Genomic DNA, 15,655 nt, shown 5'->3' on the forward strand with positions numbered 1-15,655 from the left:
TTGAGCTTTTGAGCTTTTGTGGCGAGGGAGCTTGCTCCCGCTCGATTGCGCAGCAATCGCAAAACAAGGGCCGCTGCGCAGCCCAGCGGGAGCAAGCTCCCTCGCCACAGGATCGCGCTGCAGCAGATACCTCGAAGTTGAACAAGTCCTCCCCCCAGTTTCCCAGTAAACTCTGCTTCTTTTAGCCGCCCCCCTCTTCACCGCGGCCATTATCTGTTTTCTGGAGTTTGCCTTGCGTCTGTTTCACACCTCCGACTGGCACCTGGGACAAAACCTGCACGGTCAGGAACGCGATTTCGAACACGCCTGTTTCCTCGACTGGCTGCTGCGTCAGCTGACCCACGAAAAACCCGACGTGCTGTTGATCGCCGGCGACATCTTCGACACCGTCAACCCGCCGGTCAAAGCCCAGGAGCGGCTCTACGATTTCATCGTCAGCGCCCATGAACAAAACGCCAACCTGACCATCGTGATGATCGCCGGCAACCACGACTCCGGCTCGCGTATCGAATTGCCTGCGCCGCTGATGCGACGCTTGCGCACCCACGCCCTGGGCCGGGTGTTGTGGCTGGACGACGGCCAATTGGATGTCGAGCGCCTGTTGCTGCCGTTGCCCGATGCCAAGGGCAAGGTCAAGGCGTGGTGCCTGGCCCTGCCGTTCCTGCGCCCCGCCGAAGTCACCGGCGCGCAACTGGGCGACGACTACCTGCGGGGTATCGGCCAGGTGCATGAGTGGCTGATCGCCGCGGCCAACAGCAAGCGCAAGAAAGGCCAGGCGCTGATCGCCATCAGCCATGCGCATATGGCCGGCGGTTCGGTGTCCGAGGATTCCGAGCGCAGCCTGATCATCGGCAACGCCGAGGCCCTGCCCGCCAGCCTGTTCGGCCCGAGCATCAGCTACGTCGCCCTCGGTCACTTGCACAAGCCGCAGAAGGTCAACGGTGAAGAGCGCATCCGCTACAGCGGCTCGCCGATCCCGCTGTCATTCTCGGAGATTGGTTACCAGCATCAGATCCTCGACATCACCCTGGACGGCGAGACCCTGGTCAAGGTCGAACCCCGCCTGATTCCCCGGGCCGTCAACCTGCAACGCCTGGGCCCGGCGCCCCTGGCCGATATCCTGGGGCAACTCAAGGACCTGCCCGACATCGACCTGCTGGCCGACGTCCAGCGCCAACCCTGGCTGGAAGTGCGGGTGCGCCTCGACGAACCGCAGCCCGACCTGCGCCACCAGGTTGAAACCGCGCTGCAAGGCAAGGCCGTGCGCCTGGTACGGATCGCCGCCGAGTACGCCGGCAACGGTGGCGCCGGCAGTGCCGATGACGGCAGCGCGCTGGTGGAACTGGATCAACTCAGCCCGCAGGAACTGTTCAGCCGCGCCTGGCAGAACACCTACGGCAACGAAGTGGACGAACAGACCCTCAAGGACTTTGCCGTGCTGTTGCAAGACGTGCAGATGGAGAACGAGCAGCCATGAAGATTCTCGCCATCCGCCTGAAGAACCTGGCGTCCCTGGCCGGGCCGTTTGAAATTGATTTCACCGCCGAACCCTTGGCCAGTGCCGGCCTGTTCGCCATCACCGGTCCCACTGGCGCCGGCAAGAGCACGCTGCTCGACGCCTTGTGCCTGGCGCTGTTCGGCGCCGTGCCGCGCCTCAACAACACCGGTCGCGATGCCAAGGTGCCGGACGTCGATGGTGAGATTGCCACGGGCGATCCGCGCACGCTGTTGCGCCGTGGCACCGGCGATGGCTTTGCCGAAGTGGATTTTCGCGGCATCGACGGGCGCCGCTACCGGGCCCGCTGGGAAGCCAATCGCGCCCGGGAAAAGGCCGGCGGCAAGTTGCAAGCCAGCCGCCAGAGCCTGCGGGACCTGGACAACGATCAACTGCTGGCGAGCCAGAAAGGCGAATACAAGACCCAGCTCGAAGCCGCCCTGGGCCTGAATTTCGAGCAGTTCACCCGCGCCGTGTTGCTGGCCCAGAGCGAGTTCAGCGCGTTCCTCAAGGCCGATGACAACGACCGCAGCGAACTGCTGGAAAAACTCACCGACACCGCCCTGTATACCCGCCTCGGCCGCCGTGCCTTCGACAAGGCCAAGCAAGCCAAGGACAGCCACCGGCAGTTGCAGGACCAGGCCACCGGTGTCACGCCTTTGGCCCCCGAGGCCCGGGCCGAGCTCGACCAGCGCTTCAACGACGCCCAGCAACAACTCAAGACCCAACAGGCGCAACTCAAGCAACTGGAGCAGCAACACACCTGGCTGCGCGACCTGCGCCAGTTGCAGGACGAACACACCAGCGCCGCCGAGCAGTTGCAACAGGCCCAGGCCGATTGGAACGCCCTGGCCGACGAACGCCTGAAACTGACCCGCCTGGAACAACTGGCGCCCCAACGCCATCAGTTCATCCGCCAGACGGAGTTGAGCCGGCAACTCGACCCCTTGGCCGCGCAGATCCAGCAGCTCACCCAGCAGCAAATCGACCTGCACCAACAGCAAGCCGAACTGGAAACAGGCCTGGGCGTCACGCAACTGGCACTGGCTGAGGCTCGACAACAAAGCAGCGACAGCGCGCCGTTATTGCGCCAAGCTTTTGAAGAGCAAAGCACCCTCGCCCGCCTTGTCAGGGACGCCAGCCAGTCCGCCGAGCGCCAGGAACAGGCGCAACAGGCCTGCAGCGAAGGCCAGCGAGCCATCGACACCTTGCTCGATCAGCAAAAACAGGTGGTCGAGCGCTTGCAGCGAATCGCCGGCGAACTTGAACAAAGCACGCACCTGGCACCGCTGAGCGACGCCTGGAACGCCTATCGCGACCGCCTCCAACAACTGATGCTGATCGGCAATCGCCTGAACCAGGGCCAGGCCGAACTCGCCACGCTGGAACAAGGTGCCGCCCGTGCCGCCGAGGAATTGGCCAACCGCCGGCAAGACCTCGAGGTGCTGTACAAGGAAGCCGGCGCCGAACCCGAGGCCGTGGCCGAACAAATCCAATTGCTCGGAACCCTGCTGCAAGACAACCGCAAGCAACTGCGCGCCTTCGAAGACCTGACCCGGCTGTGGGCCAGTCAGCAAGAGCTGGACAAACGGGGGGCCGAGCTTGAGCAACGCCAACAACAAGCGTTGCAGGAGCGTGACCGCCTGGTGCGTGAGGGCGGCGAAGCCAAGGCCGAACTGACCCTCGCCGAACAGACCCTGACCGTGACCCGCGCACTGCTGGAACGCCAGCGCCTGGCCCGCAGCGAAAGCGTCGAACAGCTGCGCGCACAGTTGCAGGACGAGCAGCCCTGCCCGGTGTGTGGCAGCGTCGAGCATCCTTATCATCAGCCCGAAGCCCTGCTGGAAAACCTCGGGCGCTTCGATGAAACCGAAGAGGCCAACGCCCGCAAAGCCGTCGAGCAGCTCAATGAAAAAGTCATCGACCTGCGGGCGCAGTACAGCGGGGTCATCGCCCAGCTCAAGGAACTCAAACAGCAACAGGAACAGCTCGCCAGCCAGCAACAAGGCCTGGCACCCAGCCTGGAAGCTCACCCGCTGTCGGCGCAACTGCTGGCCCAGGACTCGAACAAGCGTGACGCCTGGCTGACCCAACAGAACAGCCAATTGCACCTGCGCATCAGCCAGGACGAACAACGGCAAGCCGCCCTGCTGACTTTGCAGCAGGACGTCGCACGCATGGGCCAGCGCCTGCGCGAAGCCGAAGCCACCAGCCAGCAGGCCTCACAGCACCTGGGCAACCAGCAGCAAGAACTGGCCCGCGATCGTCAGCGCCTGGACGAGGAATTGAACCACTTCAGCACCCTGCTGCCGGCCGACACCTTGCAGGCCTTGCGCAGCGAGCCCGCCGCGACCTTCTTGCAACTGGACCAGCAGATCGCCCAGCGCCTGGAGCAATTGGAGCAGCAGCGCGACGAACTGAGCGAACAACTCCAGCGCCAGCAGACCCTGGAGAAAGAACAGGACCGCCAGCAGACCCGCATTCAGCAACTGGAAGCGTCCCGCCTGCAATTCAACGCCCTGAGCGAGCAACAGCAGGCCTGCCAGGAGAAACTCGCGCAACTGCTCGGCGAACACCCCAGTGCCGAACACTGGCAGCACCAACTCGACCAGCGCCTGGAACAGACCCGGGAGGCCGAGGCGACGGCCAACCAGCAGTTGCAGCAAGTGCGCAACAACCTTGTGCAATTGGCCGCCGAACTCAAGGCCCGCCAGGAGCAGGCGCAAACCCTGGACCACGAACTTCAGGCGCTGGCCACGGGTATCGCGCAGTGGCGCGCCGGCCACCCTGAACTGGACGATGCCGCCCTTGAGGCCCTGCTCAGCCTGGACGAGCAACACGTCGGCCAGTTGCGCCAGCGCTTGCTCAACAGCGAAAAAGCCATCGAACAGGCCCGCGTATTGCTCACCGAACGCGAGCAGCGCCTGCACAACCACCAGGCCCAGCACAACGGCAACCTGGCGCCCGAGCAACTGGCCGAAGCCCTCGTCGAACTGCAAACTCAATTCGCCGCCAGCGAACAGCGTTGCGCCGAACTGCGCGCCGAACAGGCCGAGGACCAGCGCCGACAGAACGCCAATCAGGCCCTGGCCCGGCAGATCGAACAGGCCTACGCCGAGTACCAGCGCTGGGCGCGCCTCGATGCCCTGATCGGCTCGGCCACCGGTGACCGCTTCCGCAAGTTGGCCCAGGCCTACAACCTCGACTTGCTGGTGCATCACGCCAATGCCCAACTGCGACAACTGGTGCGCCGGTACCGGCTCAAGCGCGGCGGCAGCATGCTCGGGTTGCTGGTGATGGACACGGAAATGGGCGATGAACTGCGCTCGGTGCATTCGTTGTCCGGCGGCGAAACCTTTCTGGTCTCCCTCGCCCTGGCCTTGGGCCTGGCCTCGATGGCCTCCAGCACATTGAAGATCGAATCGCTGTTCATCGACGAAGGCTTCGGTAGCCTCGACCCTGAATCGCTGCAACTGGCGATGGACGCCCTCGACGGCTTGCAGGCCCAGGGCCGCAAGGTCGCGGTGATTTCACACGTGCAGGAAATGCACGAGCGGATCCCGGTGCAGATCCAGGTGCGGCGCCAAGGCAACGGGTTGAGTACGGTGGAGGTGAAATGAGCCGCGCCACGCTCTATTCCTTCCGCCGCTGCCCCTATGCGATGCGCGCGCGCATGGCATTGCGTTACAGCGCGGTCGACGTGGCAATTGTCGAAGTCAGCCTGAAGGCCAAGCCAGCCGAGATGCTCGCCCTCTCCAGCAAAGGCACGGTGCCGGTGCTGCAGGTCGATGGCCGGGTGATCGATGAAAGCCTGGAGATCATGAACTGGGCCTTGGCCCAGCACGATCCGCAAGACTGGAGGCTACGGGACGATGCCGACGGCCAGGCGTTGACGGCGGCGTTGATCGAGGAAAACGACCAGGTGTTCAAACTGCACTTGAATCGCTACAAATACCCCGAACGCCACCCCGAGTACCCGAAGGAGCGTTACCGCCACGAGGGTGAGGCCTTTCTACGCCGCCTGGAGGCATTGCTTGAGACCCGGCCGTTTCTGGTGGCGGAGCACCAGAGCTTGGCCGATGCGGCGCTGATGCCATTCGTGCGGCAGTTCGCCCATGTCGACCGCGACTGGTTTGCCCAGGCGCCCTATCCCCGGCTACAGGATTGGTTGCAGAGGTATCTGGAGTCCGAGTTGTTCGTGGCGATCATGGTCAAGTAACCATTTGCTCGGTGAGCGCACTTTTGTAATCAAAGGAGCTTGTGGCTAAGGGAAATTCTGTGGCGAGGGAGCTTGCTCCCGCTGGGCCGCGCAGCGGACCCTTTTGCGATTGCTGCGCAATCGAGCGGGAGCAAGCTCCCTCGCCACAAAGGCAATCAAGCAACCCCGTTGCGGCCTGATCCAATCAGTCGCTCAGCAAACTCAATAATCGCTCACGCGCCACTTCCAACTCGCCCGCATCCGGTTGGGCCGCCGAAACAATCGGCGTGGAATAGAGAAACAGCAGCATCACTGCCAAACGCATCGCCATGGTGTCGATCCTTATCTGCGAAGGAGTCAATTTATCAGCGTCAAATTTAAACACATGGCCAAGTGATATTACAGCAGGATTTCTTCAGAAACGGCGAAGCCTGCGATCTTTTCTCTTTCACCCGATGTTCAGTGAAGATGAAAAGATCGCAGGCTTCAGTCGTTGCACGAGATTTCAGTGTTGATTCTTGTGGTCCAGCGCCGCATAGAAGTTGGCGCTTTGTTGCAGGTATTTCTCGGTGTAGCTGTGGGTGCGGTTTTTCTTGTCGCTGATCTCGACGCTGGCACTGGCGGGCAGCGCCACGGTGGCAGAGATGGCGGAAGCGGCGATCACGGAGAAGAGATTCAGATTCATGGCGGTAGACCTCGGATTCAGTTGGCTGACTTGCCCGGTTGGGCCGTGGAGCAAACTTACGCGCCGAGGCGTCTCGCCTTGAAATGCTTTGTAATACTAGCGACTATCAGTCTCGTTGATACAACGGTGCAGGCCCCGAAAACCGGGGCCTGCGGTCTATTGACGGACGATGAACTTCAGGTCGCTCGGCGCCTCCATCGGCATTTTCTGCACGGTTTTACCCAGCAGGCCGGTCTTCGGATCACGCTCGACCACCACGATCTGGTTGCTCTTCTGGTTGGCAATCAACAGGAATTTCCCGCTCGGATCGAGGCTGAACTCCCGCGGATGATCGCCTTCCACCGAGCGCCGCTGCAGCTCTTTGAGCGTGCCGGCGGCCGGGTCGATGGCGAACACCAGCACTTCGTTGGTGGTGCCACGGTTGCTGACGTAGAGGAACTTGCCATCCCTGGAAGCATGCAACGCAGCCGCCGCCCTGCCCGGCTGGGGTTTGCCGGCGGCCAGGTCGACCAGTTGGCGCTGGGTAAGGCGACCGTCCTGGTAATCGAACACCGCCACTTGCGCGCTCATTTCCATGGTCAGCCAGGCGTGCTTGCCGTCAGCGCTGAACAGCAGGTGACGCGGGCCGCTGCCAGGTGGCAACTGCACGAAGGCCGGGGCGGCGGCGGTCAGTGGCAGCTCGGGATTGGCCTTGGGGTCGTAGCGGTAGATGAACACCTTGTCCGCCCCCAGGTCGTTGGCGAACACGTACCTGCCATCGGGCGACGACACCGCCGCGTGCACGTGGGCCGACATCTGCCGCTCGGGGTTGACCCGGCTCGGCTGATGACTGCTCAATTGCACCACCGGCGACAGCGTGCCGTCAGCGCCCAGCGGCAACACCGCCAGGGTGCCGCCCGGGTCTTCCACCACCGAATAGTTGCTGACCAGCAAATGCCGGCCATCGCCGCTGAGGCTGGAGTGGGTCGGCTCGTTGCCCAGGGATTGCACCTGGTTGATCAGGCTGATGGCATGGGTCTTCGGGTCGATGGCGTAGCTGCTGACCTTGCCCACCGGGTCTTTCTGGCCCGGTCCGTTTTCGTTGACCACAAACAGCCGGGTCATGTCCTTGGAAAGGGTCAGCCATGAAGGGTTGTCAGTCTTGATCACTTGCAACGGGTTCGCGTCGATCTGGCCAGTACGGCTGTCGAACTGCAACCGGTAGATACCTTGGCTCTGCCCGGCAGTGTAGGACCCCACCAGCAGTTGATGACGTTCTTCGGTGTCCGCCTGGACGCCCATGGCCCCCAGGCTTCCGGCCATCAACAGCGGCCAGAGACTACGCACTTTCATCTTCGTCGTCCTCATCGTCGTGACCGCCGAATGCCTTTATGCACTCCAGATGGTGATCACCCGAATCACTGGTGATGACCCAGTGATTGCGGGTTGTATCGAAGGTCGCGGCCTGCATCTGCGCCGGTGTGAAACGCCAATGCTCGCGGGTACGACCGTTCATGCACTCGACGTGCAGTTGATCCTGCTCGTCGAGGGAAAAATCGAACGCATGCAGCTTGTCAATGATCAGCATGTCGCAGGTTTCAAGGGTATCGAGCAGGGTGTCGGTTACGGCAGTCATGGTGATCAGTCGGTCATTGGGAAAGTTGCCATGATAACCCAATGTGGGAGTGGGCCTTGGGCCATAAGGTTCGAAAGCGTTTCGACGGGTAGATCGCCATCGCGAGCAAGCGCTCCCACAGAGGTTCTGTATTGAACATGAATGTTGCATCTGCCGACGATCAAATGTGGGAGCGAGCTTGCTCGCGATAGCGGTGGAGCAGTGGCGCGGGTACCTGTTCCTTACCCCACAAAAGTTCGACGTAGTGAGACTCCCCACCTCCAGTCGCGCCAGACAACCTTGATAACCCCCTCCTGCAAGCACCGAGTCGCAGGGCCAATTGCGTACCTCTCCACAAAGCCGGTAGGAACTCATCCCAGACGATCAAAACACTGGCATCATGCCCTTTTTCCTTGCACTCATGGAGTGACAGTGACGAATCTAAGTGCCGCCCCTGAGTTTGCACCCGCTTCTACTTTATCGCCCTACCGCTTCTTTCCCCGGCTCGGGATGTTTGTGCTGGCCACCCTGATCGTCTTCCTGGCCGCGATGCCCGAGGTCCTTTTCGTCCCCGCGGACATGCAGGCCTACCTGACGTTCACGACCACCTCGGGCATCACCGCGCTCGTTCTCCTCGCCCTCTTCGCCTTGCAATACCGCGCCGATTCGCGCACGCAGTGGCGCGGCCATGCCATTCGCAAACCCCTGCAGTGGGGGGCGATCAGCATTATCGGGACCTACCTGCTTTTTGGGGTCGCCGTCTTCGTGCTCGGGTTGCCGCGTGAGGTGTTCATGGCCGAGCTCCTGGACGGGCTCAACAGTTGGCAGGTTGCGATCAAGATTGCCTCGCTGATCGTGCTGCCGCCCATCACCGAAGAGCTGTTCTTCCGCCATTACATGCTCCGGCTGTTTCCCTACGAGAACAGCCGTGCCTGGACATGGATCGCGATCATCGTGACCTCAGCCATCTTCGCCGGCATGCACATCCAATACGGGAATTGGATAACCGTCGTGCTGATCTTCGCCTGTGGCGGCGTGTTCGCCGTTGCCAGGGTGGTCAGCGGTGGCCTGCTGGTGCCGGTGCTCCTGCATTCGCTGGCCGAAGTTGTCGCACTGACCACGGACAAGTCTTTCTCGTTGATGGGGCTTTACGGTTGAGCCAGCAGTGCCAGGCCAGCGACCCTCTACGGCTTCACGGCGCCTGAACCTCGGCGTGCGGCAGAGGGATCTCACCTATCTGCGGGTAGTGCATGGTCAAGACCGCCCACCTCAAGCCCTCCACGCCTGGCACGGTGCCCGATGCCTTGGATGAATGCTCGATGTAGCCGGCATACTCCTCAATGTACTGGAGGTGCTTTTCCCAGCGCGCCTGGTCAAAGTTCACGCCAAAGATAATGACGCTGCCCGTTGCTACCTTTTCCGCCTGGGATTTCAGCCGGGTCATGTACCAATAATCTTTGGCGGCACTTTCAAACATCTTGCCCTGGTTGGCATTGGCGAAAGGTGTCTTGAGTTCAATGAAGTGAAAGCGCTTTTCATCCTGGTCGCGAATCCACAAATCGCATTGTTTGGTGAGGATGTCCATCTGCGACCAACGCTGATCGAGCGCCACCTTGTACTCGACGCCAACGTCCGCCAGCTCACGGTCGGGACCACGAAGTCGACGGGCGTGGATCAGCCAGAAATAAAACTCGAACTTCAGCCAGCCCTCGAAACCGTTGGCCAGGGCACTGATGGAGGACGGCAGGTATTTGCGGTCCTCTTCCCACGATTGCATGAATTCGCAGAACGCTGACGCGACGTTTGGGATGCCGGGCATGGATCACTTCCTTGTAATGGCCTAAAGACTGTAGGCATAGTGCCACCACCCTGCCGAGGGCCACAATACCAAGCTATGATTCGCCAACGTCAGCACTTCAAACAAGGTCAACCATGAACACCCACACAGCCTGTCTCGGACTGCTTGCCTTGACGCTCTCCTTCATGGGCGAGCCCGTCCAGGCCTCAACGTGGCAGATCTGCCAGATGGAGCTGCGCATCGTCGAGGTGCTGAAACAACCCTATCCTCAGCTTCAGGCGCAGGTGATGAAAGTCAGGCCGAAGACCTCTTCGGTGGAGTGTCCGGCGCAAGGCTCGTTACTCACCTTCACTCCGGAAACCCCGGACTACCAAGCCACGCTCCCTCGCCGCCAATGGCCCGGGAAAGGACAGTCGGTACAGGTCGACTACCGTTACCTGGATGGCGTCTGTAAGGGCGACGGCAACTCGTATGCGTGTCGTATCAAGCATTACCCGGTGGTGAGTCGGTAAGCAGCCGGCTGAAGACCGTGGAATTTTTCAAGTCAGTGATGGCCTCATCGCGAGCAAGCTCGCTCCCACAGGGGATTGCGGGTGTTCACAGCATTCCGACCTATCACACCCCCTTGTGGGAGCGAGCTTGCTCGCGATGACGTCGGCACATCCAACCTCAATGCAACTCAAGCCAACAGCTCAGTGATCCAACGGACCTGCCGTGTGATGTCGTGCAGTTTCTCTTCGGGCACAGCCTGCCGCGCCTTGGCAAAGCTGGTGAGGGTCTTTTGCTTCTGGCGCAACAGGCGTTGCCACTTGGCCAGGAAAATCGGGGTTCGGGCTTGCATCTGCAGTGGGCCGAAGTACAGCTGCTCGGCGGTGTACGTCACCGGCCCGGCGCGCTCGGCGACGATGATCTCGTAGTAGAAACGGTTTTCCCGCAGCACTTCCTCGCAAAGGATGCGGTAGTCGTTCTCCATCAGCCATTGGCGCAGCGGTTGTTCGCCGCCGTTGGGTTGCAGGATCAGCCGCTCCCGCCCGCTCAGCCGAGCTTTGCCACTGTCCAGGATGTCGCGGATCGTTTCGCCGCCCATGCCACAGAGACTGATCGCCGTGATCTCGTCTTCCGGCTCGATTGCCGCCAGGCCGTCGGCCAGGCGCACGCTGATCCATTGCTCCAGGCCATTCTCGCCCACGGTGCGCTCGGCGGCGCGCAACGGCGTCAACGCCACCTCGCCGGCCACCGCCGTCTCAATAGCGCCACGGCGCAGCAAGGCCACCGGCAGGTAAGCGTGATCCGAGCCGATATCGGCCAGGCGCGCACCCGCCGGCATATGCGCCGCCACGCGCTCCAGGCGCATGGACAAGGTCTGTTCGTTCAACTGCAGTTCCCTGGGTTAATCGTAGAACGGCTCGACCGCCGTCCGACTGCCGACAAAAAAGCTGTCCGCGACCAACCGCAGTGGCTGCAGGTCCATGTCACTGGCTTTGTCGTTGATCAGTTGCTGGAAATGCCGATATACCGCGGCGTACTCACCTTCCTCGGAGACGGCCTGGCGCACGCCATCGATGCTCAACAGCGCACCGCCGTTGTCCAGGCGCAGGACGCCTTCGGCGCAGCGAATCTCGATGCTCCAGAGTTCATCATGACCATGGTCGAAATCGAACTCCGCACGAATATCGAGGTGACGCGCGTCGGCCATCTTGATGCTGGCGGCAATCGGCGACTGGCAGTTGTCCGGCACGCGCAACTCGGCGGACTCCACGAACAACGGCAACGCCAACAAATGGGTCGCAATCGACAAGGCATTGATGCCCGGATCGAAGACACCCAGGCCACCGGGCTGCCAGATCCACGCCTGGCCGGGGTGCCACTTGCGCACGTCTTCCTTCCAATCGATCTGGACGCTGTGCACGGTGCGACTGGCCAGCCAGTCACGGGCGGCTTCGATGCCCGGGGCGTAACGGGAATGCCAGGCGAACAGGCCGCTGACGTCTTGCTCGCGAACTTGCTCCACCAAGGCCATGGCCTCGCCCAGGGTGGCGCACGGCGGTTTTTCCACCAGGACGTGTTTACCGGCCGCCAGCGCTTGTTGCACCAGGGCAAATCGACCTTGTGGCGGCGTGCAAAACGCAATCGCATCGACGTGCGGGCCGTTTTCGAGCAGCTCGCCCAGGGACCGGAAGTTCTCCACCCCGGCGCAGGGTTGCCCTTGCGTGGCGACCGCCACCAGTTGAAATGCGGGGTTGGCGTGGATGGCTGGAACGTGTTGATCCTGGGCAATCTTGCCGTAGCCCACCAGGCCGAGACGAATCGGTTGCATCGATGACTCCTGATTTTTTGTACTTGTGATCGGGCAGCAAACTAGACGCAAATCGCCTGGCGGACAATGGGGGCCGTGCAGTATCTATCCGATTGTCGAGTTCACGGCGGCAAAGGCATCAGGTACGGCGCTGTTCACGGGCAGCCGTCACGACGTTGGTCACCCGGCCGAAGAAGGGTTCGAGTCGCTCACGGGGCGCATCGTGCTCCACCACCAGGGCGGCGACTTCTTCGCAGGAGGCCACCTGGTAGTGGGCAACGCTGGACAGCTTTTCATTGGTCACCGCCGCGATCACCTGCCCACTTGCCGCGACCACCGCGCGCTTGAACTCCGCGTCGTCCAGGCCGAACGCCGTGACGCCATTGTCGGGATCGATGGCGCAGGCGCCGAGGACACACACGTCGAAACTGAATTGGCGCAATTGCTGGACAGCCGTCAGCCCGATCACACCTCCCGCGTTTGGACTCAAGCGGCCACCCAGCAGGATGACCTCGGCGCGGGGCAGTTTCATCAACTGAACCGCAATCAACGGCGAATTGGTGGTGAGGGTCAATTGCAGGTGCGGATCGATAGCGCAGGCGACGGCCAGGTTGGTCGACCCGGCGTCGATAAACACGTGTTGGCCCGCGCGCAACAATGCAGCGGCCGCTTGGCCGAGGCTGCCCTTGCGCGCCGGGTCTTTACGCACGCGCGCCTCCATCGACCCTTCGGCAGCGGGCAAGAGTATCGCGCCGCCATAAACGCGCTTGCACACCCCCGCCGCTGCCAATGCGCCCAGATCACGCCGGATCGAGTGTTCGGAGACATTGAATTCGCTGGCCAGGTCAGCCGCGATCACCCGGCCATACCGAGCGAGACGCTGGCTGATCAATTGCTGGCGTTCGCCGGGGAACGTTTCGTGAGGAGAAGTCATGATGCTACAACCTGCATAAACGAGCACTAATGATCACAAACGAGCAAATAGTGCCGATTATGCAGCGAGGCGTCAAACCCGCTCGTTCAAGCGGGCTGCCAAACGTTAAAGCTCAAGCGCCCCAGGGACATTCGTGCCCATACCCAAGGGCAGGAAAGGTTGAATCTCGTCGATCTCCTCGGCACTGAGGCGCAGCTGCGAGCCGGCAATCAGCCCATCGACCTGTCCGGGACGGCGAGCACCGACGATGGCGCCGGCCACCACCGGTTTGCGCAGCGCCCAGGCGATGGCGACTGCCGCCGCGCTCACCCCGTGCCGTTCACCAATACCGGCCAAAACCTCGACCAACGCCAGGTTCGCGCTCAAGCGAGGCTCCTGGAAATCCGCGCTTCGGGCCTTTCGCCAATCGTCGTCGGGCAATTGGGCGATGCGCTCACGCGTCATGCTACCGGACAGCAGTCCCGATTGAAGGGTGGAATAGGCCAGGACACCCATTCCGGCCTGCTCGCAAAATGGCAGGACGTCCTCCTCGATGTCCCGCATCAAGGCGGAATAAGGCGGCTGGAGTGAGATGATCTCGGTCACCGCCTGAGCCCGCTTGAGTTGCGCGACATCAAAATTGGAGACGCCGATAGCGCGGATTTTCCCCTGCTCGCGGGCGGTGACCAACGCCGAAAGTGCCTCCTCGATCCCTTCACTGCTGCCGTCGGCAGGAAAGGCCGGCCAGTGGATCTGATAAAGGTCGATGGTTTCGACTTGCAGTCGGCGCAAACTTGCCTCGACCTCGGCGAGCAATGACCCAGGCGCCAGCGAGTGTGAAATTGCCTTGGTGACCGGGTCCCAGACCAGACTGCCCTTGGTGAACACCAACGGACGCCGCGAAGCCGGCACCCGGCGCAACAGCTGCCCGACCAGTCGCTCGGCATGGCCCAGCCCATAAACCGCCGCCGTATCGATCCAGTTCACCCCGCGCTCGACAGCGTATTCAAGGGCGCCCAGGCTGTCCTCGTCGTCCTGCGCGCCCCAACTGTATTCCCAGCCGGTGCCAGCAATGGCCCAGGTTCCCAGGCCAATGGGCGAAATCAGGAAGTCCGATGATCCAAGACGATTGGTTTGCATAGCCAGTTCTCCACAGATGAGGCAGGCAGTATCCGTGAGCGATCTCATGACGATAAGATGGGTAATCGTATTTGAACTACTGAGCATTATTCATGAGTCAGCATCCCGACCTTTCCGAGCTGGATGCCTTTGCCGCCGTCGCTCGCCATCGCAGCTTTCGCAAGGCCGCCGACGAGCGGGGTGTTTCGGCCTCGGCATTGAGCCACGCAATGCGGGCGCTGGAAGCACGCCTGGGTGTCAGGCTGCTCAACCGCACCACGCGCAGCGTGACCCCGACCGAGGCCGGCCACCAACTATTGGCAACGCTGGCCCCTACCCTGCAGCAGGTTGCCGATGCCTTGACGCAGTTGACCTCGCTGCAGGACGTGCCCGCCGGCAAGCTTCGCCTCAACGTGGCGCGTCCGGCGGCGCGTGCAGTATTTGCGAAAGTACTTGGGCCATTCGTGGCCAGGTATCCGCGCATTCAATTGGAACTGGTCACCGATGATGGCTTGACCGATATCGTGAGCGGCGGTTTTGACGCCGGCGTGCGCTTTGGCGAAAGCCTGGCCGGTGACATGATCGCCGTCCCTGTCGGCCCCCCTCAATCGTTCGTGACCGTGGCCGCGCCAACCTACCTGGCCGCGAAGGGGATTGCCCAGGTTCCACGGGATTTGCTCGACCATGCCTGCATCGCCCGGCGTTTTCCCAGCGGCAAACTCTACGCTTGGGAGTATCAGGCAGAGGGGCAACCGATCCGTTTGTCCGTCACCGGCCCGCTCATGCTTGAAGACGATGCTTTGATGATCCATGCGGCGAAAGATGGCGCCGGGATTGCCTACGTCTACGAGGAATTGGCGCGCGATGACCTGCGCAGTGGGTATCTCACGGAACTGCTTGCGCAATGGAAAGCGCCGCCGAGCCGGTTTTTTCTCTATTACCCCAGCCGACGCCATGTGCCACCGGCCCTGAAAGCGCTCATCGAGTTCATCCGAGCGGATGATTGGCTAACCTGAAACCGGCAGGCAAAAAAAGCCCCGCGACCGAAGACGGTGCGGGGCAAGGGAATTGGTTGGTTGCGGCCAACCAAAGGAGCACGGTGAAAACGTTTACGGGCCGGTCAGATGCATTCCTGTGCGGCGCGTTCAAAACTCGAAGGCAGGAGGTTGGAGGCCAGCAAGTGCCGCTCGTAGATGAATACCTTGCCGCCGTTGCCGGCCTTGTAGGCCTCCAGCACGTTGTCCGCCGACACCTTGCTCGGCACCACGATGCGGTAGCTGCGCTGGGTCTGCGAGACCATCGGGTTCAAGGCATTGCCCTGCAACTTCGGTACGACGCATTCGGCGTATTGGGCCGGTGTCTTGCTGGTCTGCAAGGTCAGGGTCGGGTCGTTCGGTGCAGAGGCACAACCGGCCAGCAATAACGGGGAAAACGCCAGGGCAAGCAAAAATAAAGGGCGCATGGGTTGGGGGTCCTGAAAATAAAAATACTGGGCTGCGTGTTCGATGGCGCTGATTTTCCAATGATTGCCGGCAAAGCAGAACTTGCATTTGGTAA

The 15,655-nt window shown here is 61.8% G+C and carries 16 protein-coding genes; 6 read left to right on the forward strand and 10 right to left on the reverse strand.

All coding sequences use genetic code 11. The features are described from left to right. Positions 1-232: 232 nt before the first annotated feature. Genes AB4N80_RS21570 through AB4N80_RS21580 form a run of 3 tightly spaced genes read left to right on the forward strand, consistent with a single transcriptional unit; the run spans position 233 to position 5,714 of the window. Complete coding sequence (locus tag AB4N80_RS21570) at positions 233-1,477, forward strand: exonuclease SbcCD subunit D C-terminal domain-containing protein (protein ID WP_460078727.1); 1,245 nt, start codon at positions 233-235, stop codon at positions 1,475-1,477. Continuing rightward, on the forward strand, positions 1,474-5,115 hold the full coding sequence (locus AB4N80_RS21575) for an AAA family ATPase (protein ID WP_460078729.1): 3,642 nt from the start codon (positions 1,474-1,476) through the stop codon (positions 5,113-5,115). The genes AB4N80_RS21570 and AB4N80_RS21575 overlap by 4 nt, the downstream gene beginning before the upstream one ends. Next, entirely contained in the window at positions 5,112-5,714 is a 603-nt protein-coding gene (locus AB4N80_RS21580; protein ID WP_354339069.1) for a glutathione S-transferase, read from the forward strand. Before AB4N80_RS21575 ends, AB4N80_RS21580 begins: the two co-directional genes overlap by 4 nt. Before the next feature lie 184 nt (positions 5,715-5,898). Here the strand turns inward: AB4N80_RS21580 and AB4N80_RS21585 are convergent, their stop codons facing one another. From AB4N80_RS21585 to AB4N80_RS21600, 4 genes are all read right to left on the reverse strand, one after another. Further along, positions 5,899-6,024, reverse strand: coding sequence for a hypothetical protein (locus tag AB4N80_RS21585; protein WP_256587218.1), 126 nt, complete (start codon positions 6,022-6,024; stop codon positions 5,899-5,901). A gap of 174 nt (positions 6,025-6,198) precedes the next feature. Continuing rightward, positions 6,199-6,378, reverse strand: a complete 180-nt coding sequence (locus AB4N80_RS21590; protein WP_122566393.1) for a hypothetical protein — start codon at positions 6,376-6,378, stop codon at positions 6,199-6,201. Between the two features lie 156 nt (positions 6,379-6,534). Then, positions 6,535-7,710: a lactonase family protein gene (locus AB4N80_RS21595; RefSeq protein WP_305492218.1), complete on the reverse strand. Its 1,176-nt coding sequence runs from the start codon at positions 7,708-7,710 to the stop codon at positions 6,535-6,537. Further along, positions 7,697-8,035, reverse strand: coding sequence for a DUF5629 family protein (locus AB4N80_RS21600; protein WP_122566391.1), 339 nt, complete (start codon positions 8,033-8,035; stop codon positions 7,697-7,699). Before AB4N80_RS21600 ends, AB4N80_RS21595 begins: the two co-directional genes overlap by 14 nt. A gap of 369 nt (positions 8,036-8,404) precedes the next feature. On the opposite strand from AB4N80_RS21600, the gene AB4N80_RS21605 reads away from it, so the two are divergent. Beyond that, positions 8,405-9,130 carry a CPBP family intramembrane glutamic endopeptidase gene (locus AB4N80_RS21605; protein ID WP_460078734.1) on the forward strand — a complete coding sequence of 242 codons (726 nt, stop codon included), beginning with the start codon at positions 8,405-8,407 and terminating at the stop codon, positions 9,128-9,130. A 34-nt stretch (positions 9,131-9,164) separates the two neighbouring features. Here AB4N80_RS21605 and AB4N80_RS21610 read toward each other — a convergent pair whose 3' ends face one another. Continuing rightward, the gene (locus AB4N80_RS21610) at positions 9,165-9,791 is read right to left on the reverse strand and encodes a hypothetical protein (protein WP_354339064.1); all 627 of its coding nucleotides are present in this window, start codon (positions 9,789-9,791) and stop codon (positions 9,165-9,167) included. Between the two features lie 113 nt (positions 9,792-9,904). Here AB4N80_RS21610 and AB4N80_RS21615 point away from each other — a divergent pair, with 113 nt between their 5' ends. Then, positions 9,905-10,282, forward strand: coding sequence for a hypothetical protein (locus tag AB4N80_RS21615; protein ID WP_122566389.1), 378 nt, complete (start codon positions 9,905-9,907; stop codon positions 10,280-10,282). Between the two features lie 167 nt (positions 10,283-10,449). On the opposite strand, the gene AB4N80_RS21620 is transcribed toward AB4N80_RS21615, so the two are convergent. From AB4N80_RS21620 to AB4N80_RS21635, 4 genes are all read right to left on the reverse strand, one after another. Continuing rightward, positions 10,450-11,145, reverse strand: coding sequence for a tRNA (adenine(22)-N(1))-methyltransferase (locus AB4N80_RS21620; RefSeq protein ID WP_305470677.1), 696 nt, complete (start codon positions 11,143-11,145; stop codon positions 10,450-10,452). 15 nt (positions 11,146-11,160) lie between these two features. Next, positions 11,161-12,087, reverse strand: a complete 927-nt coding sequence (locus tag AB4N80_RS21625; protein ID WP_122566387.1) for a Gfo/Idh/MocA family protein — start codon at positions 12,085-12,087, stop codon at positions 11,161-11,163. Between the two features lie 118 nt (positions 12,088-12,205). Beyond that, positions 12,206-13,000 (reverse strand): DeoR/GlpR family DNA-binding transcription regulator, encoded by a 795-nt coding sequence (locus AB4N80_RS21630; protein WP_122566386.1) that lies wholly within the window; start codon positions 12,998-13,000, stop codon positions 12,206-12,208. A gap of 105 nt (positions 13,001-13,105) precedes the next feature. Further along, complete coding sequence (locus AB4N80_RS21635; RefSeq protein ID WP_122566385.1) at positions 13,106-14,119, reverse strand: aldo/keto reductase; 1,014 nt, start codon at positions 14,117-14,119, stop codon at positions 13,106-13,108. A gap of 92 nt (positions 14,120-14,211) precedes the next feature. On the opposite strand from AB4N80_RS21635, the gene AB4N80_RS21640 reads away from it, so the two are divergent. Next, the gene (locus tag AB4N80_RS21640; protein WP_122566384.1) at positions 14,212-15,114 is read left to right on the forward strand and encodes a LysR family transcriptional regulator; all 903 of its coding nucleotides are present in this window, start codon (positions 14,212-14,214) and stop codon (positions 15,112-15,114) included. Between the two features lie 104 nt (positions 15,115-15,218). Here the strand turns inward: AB4N80_RS21640 and AB4N80_RS21645 are convergent, their stop codons facing one another. Then, positions 15,219-15,560 carry a hypothetical protein gene (locus AB4N80_RS21645; protein WP_122566518.1) on the reverse strand — a complete coding sequence of 114 codons (342 nt, stop codon included), beginning with the start codon at positions 15,558-15,560 and terminating at the stop codon, positions 15,219-15,221. Positions 15,561-15,655: the final 95 nt, after the last annotated feature.

The sequence above is a fragment of the Pseudomonas sp. H3_A02 genome (assembly GCF_054671965.1).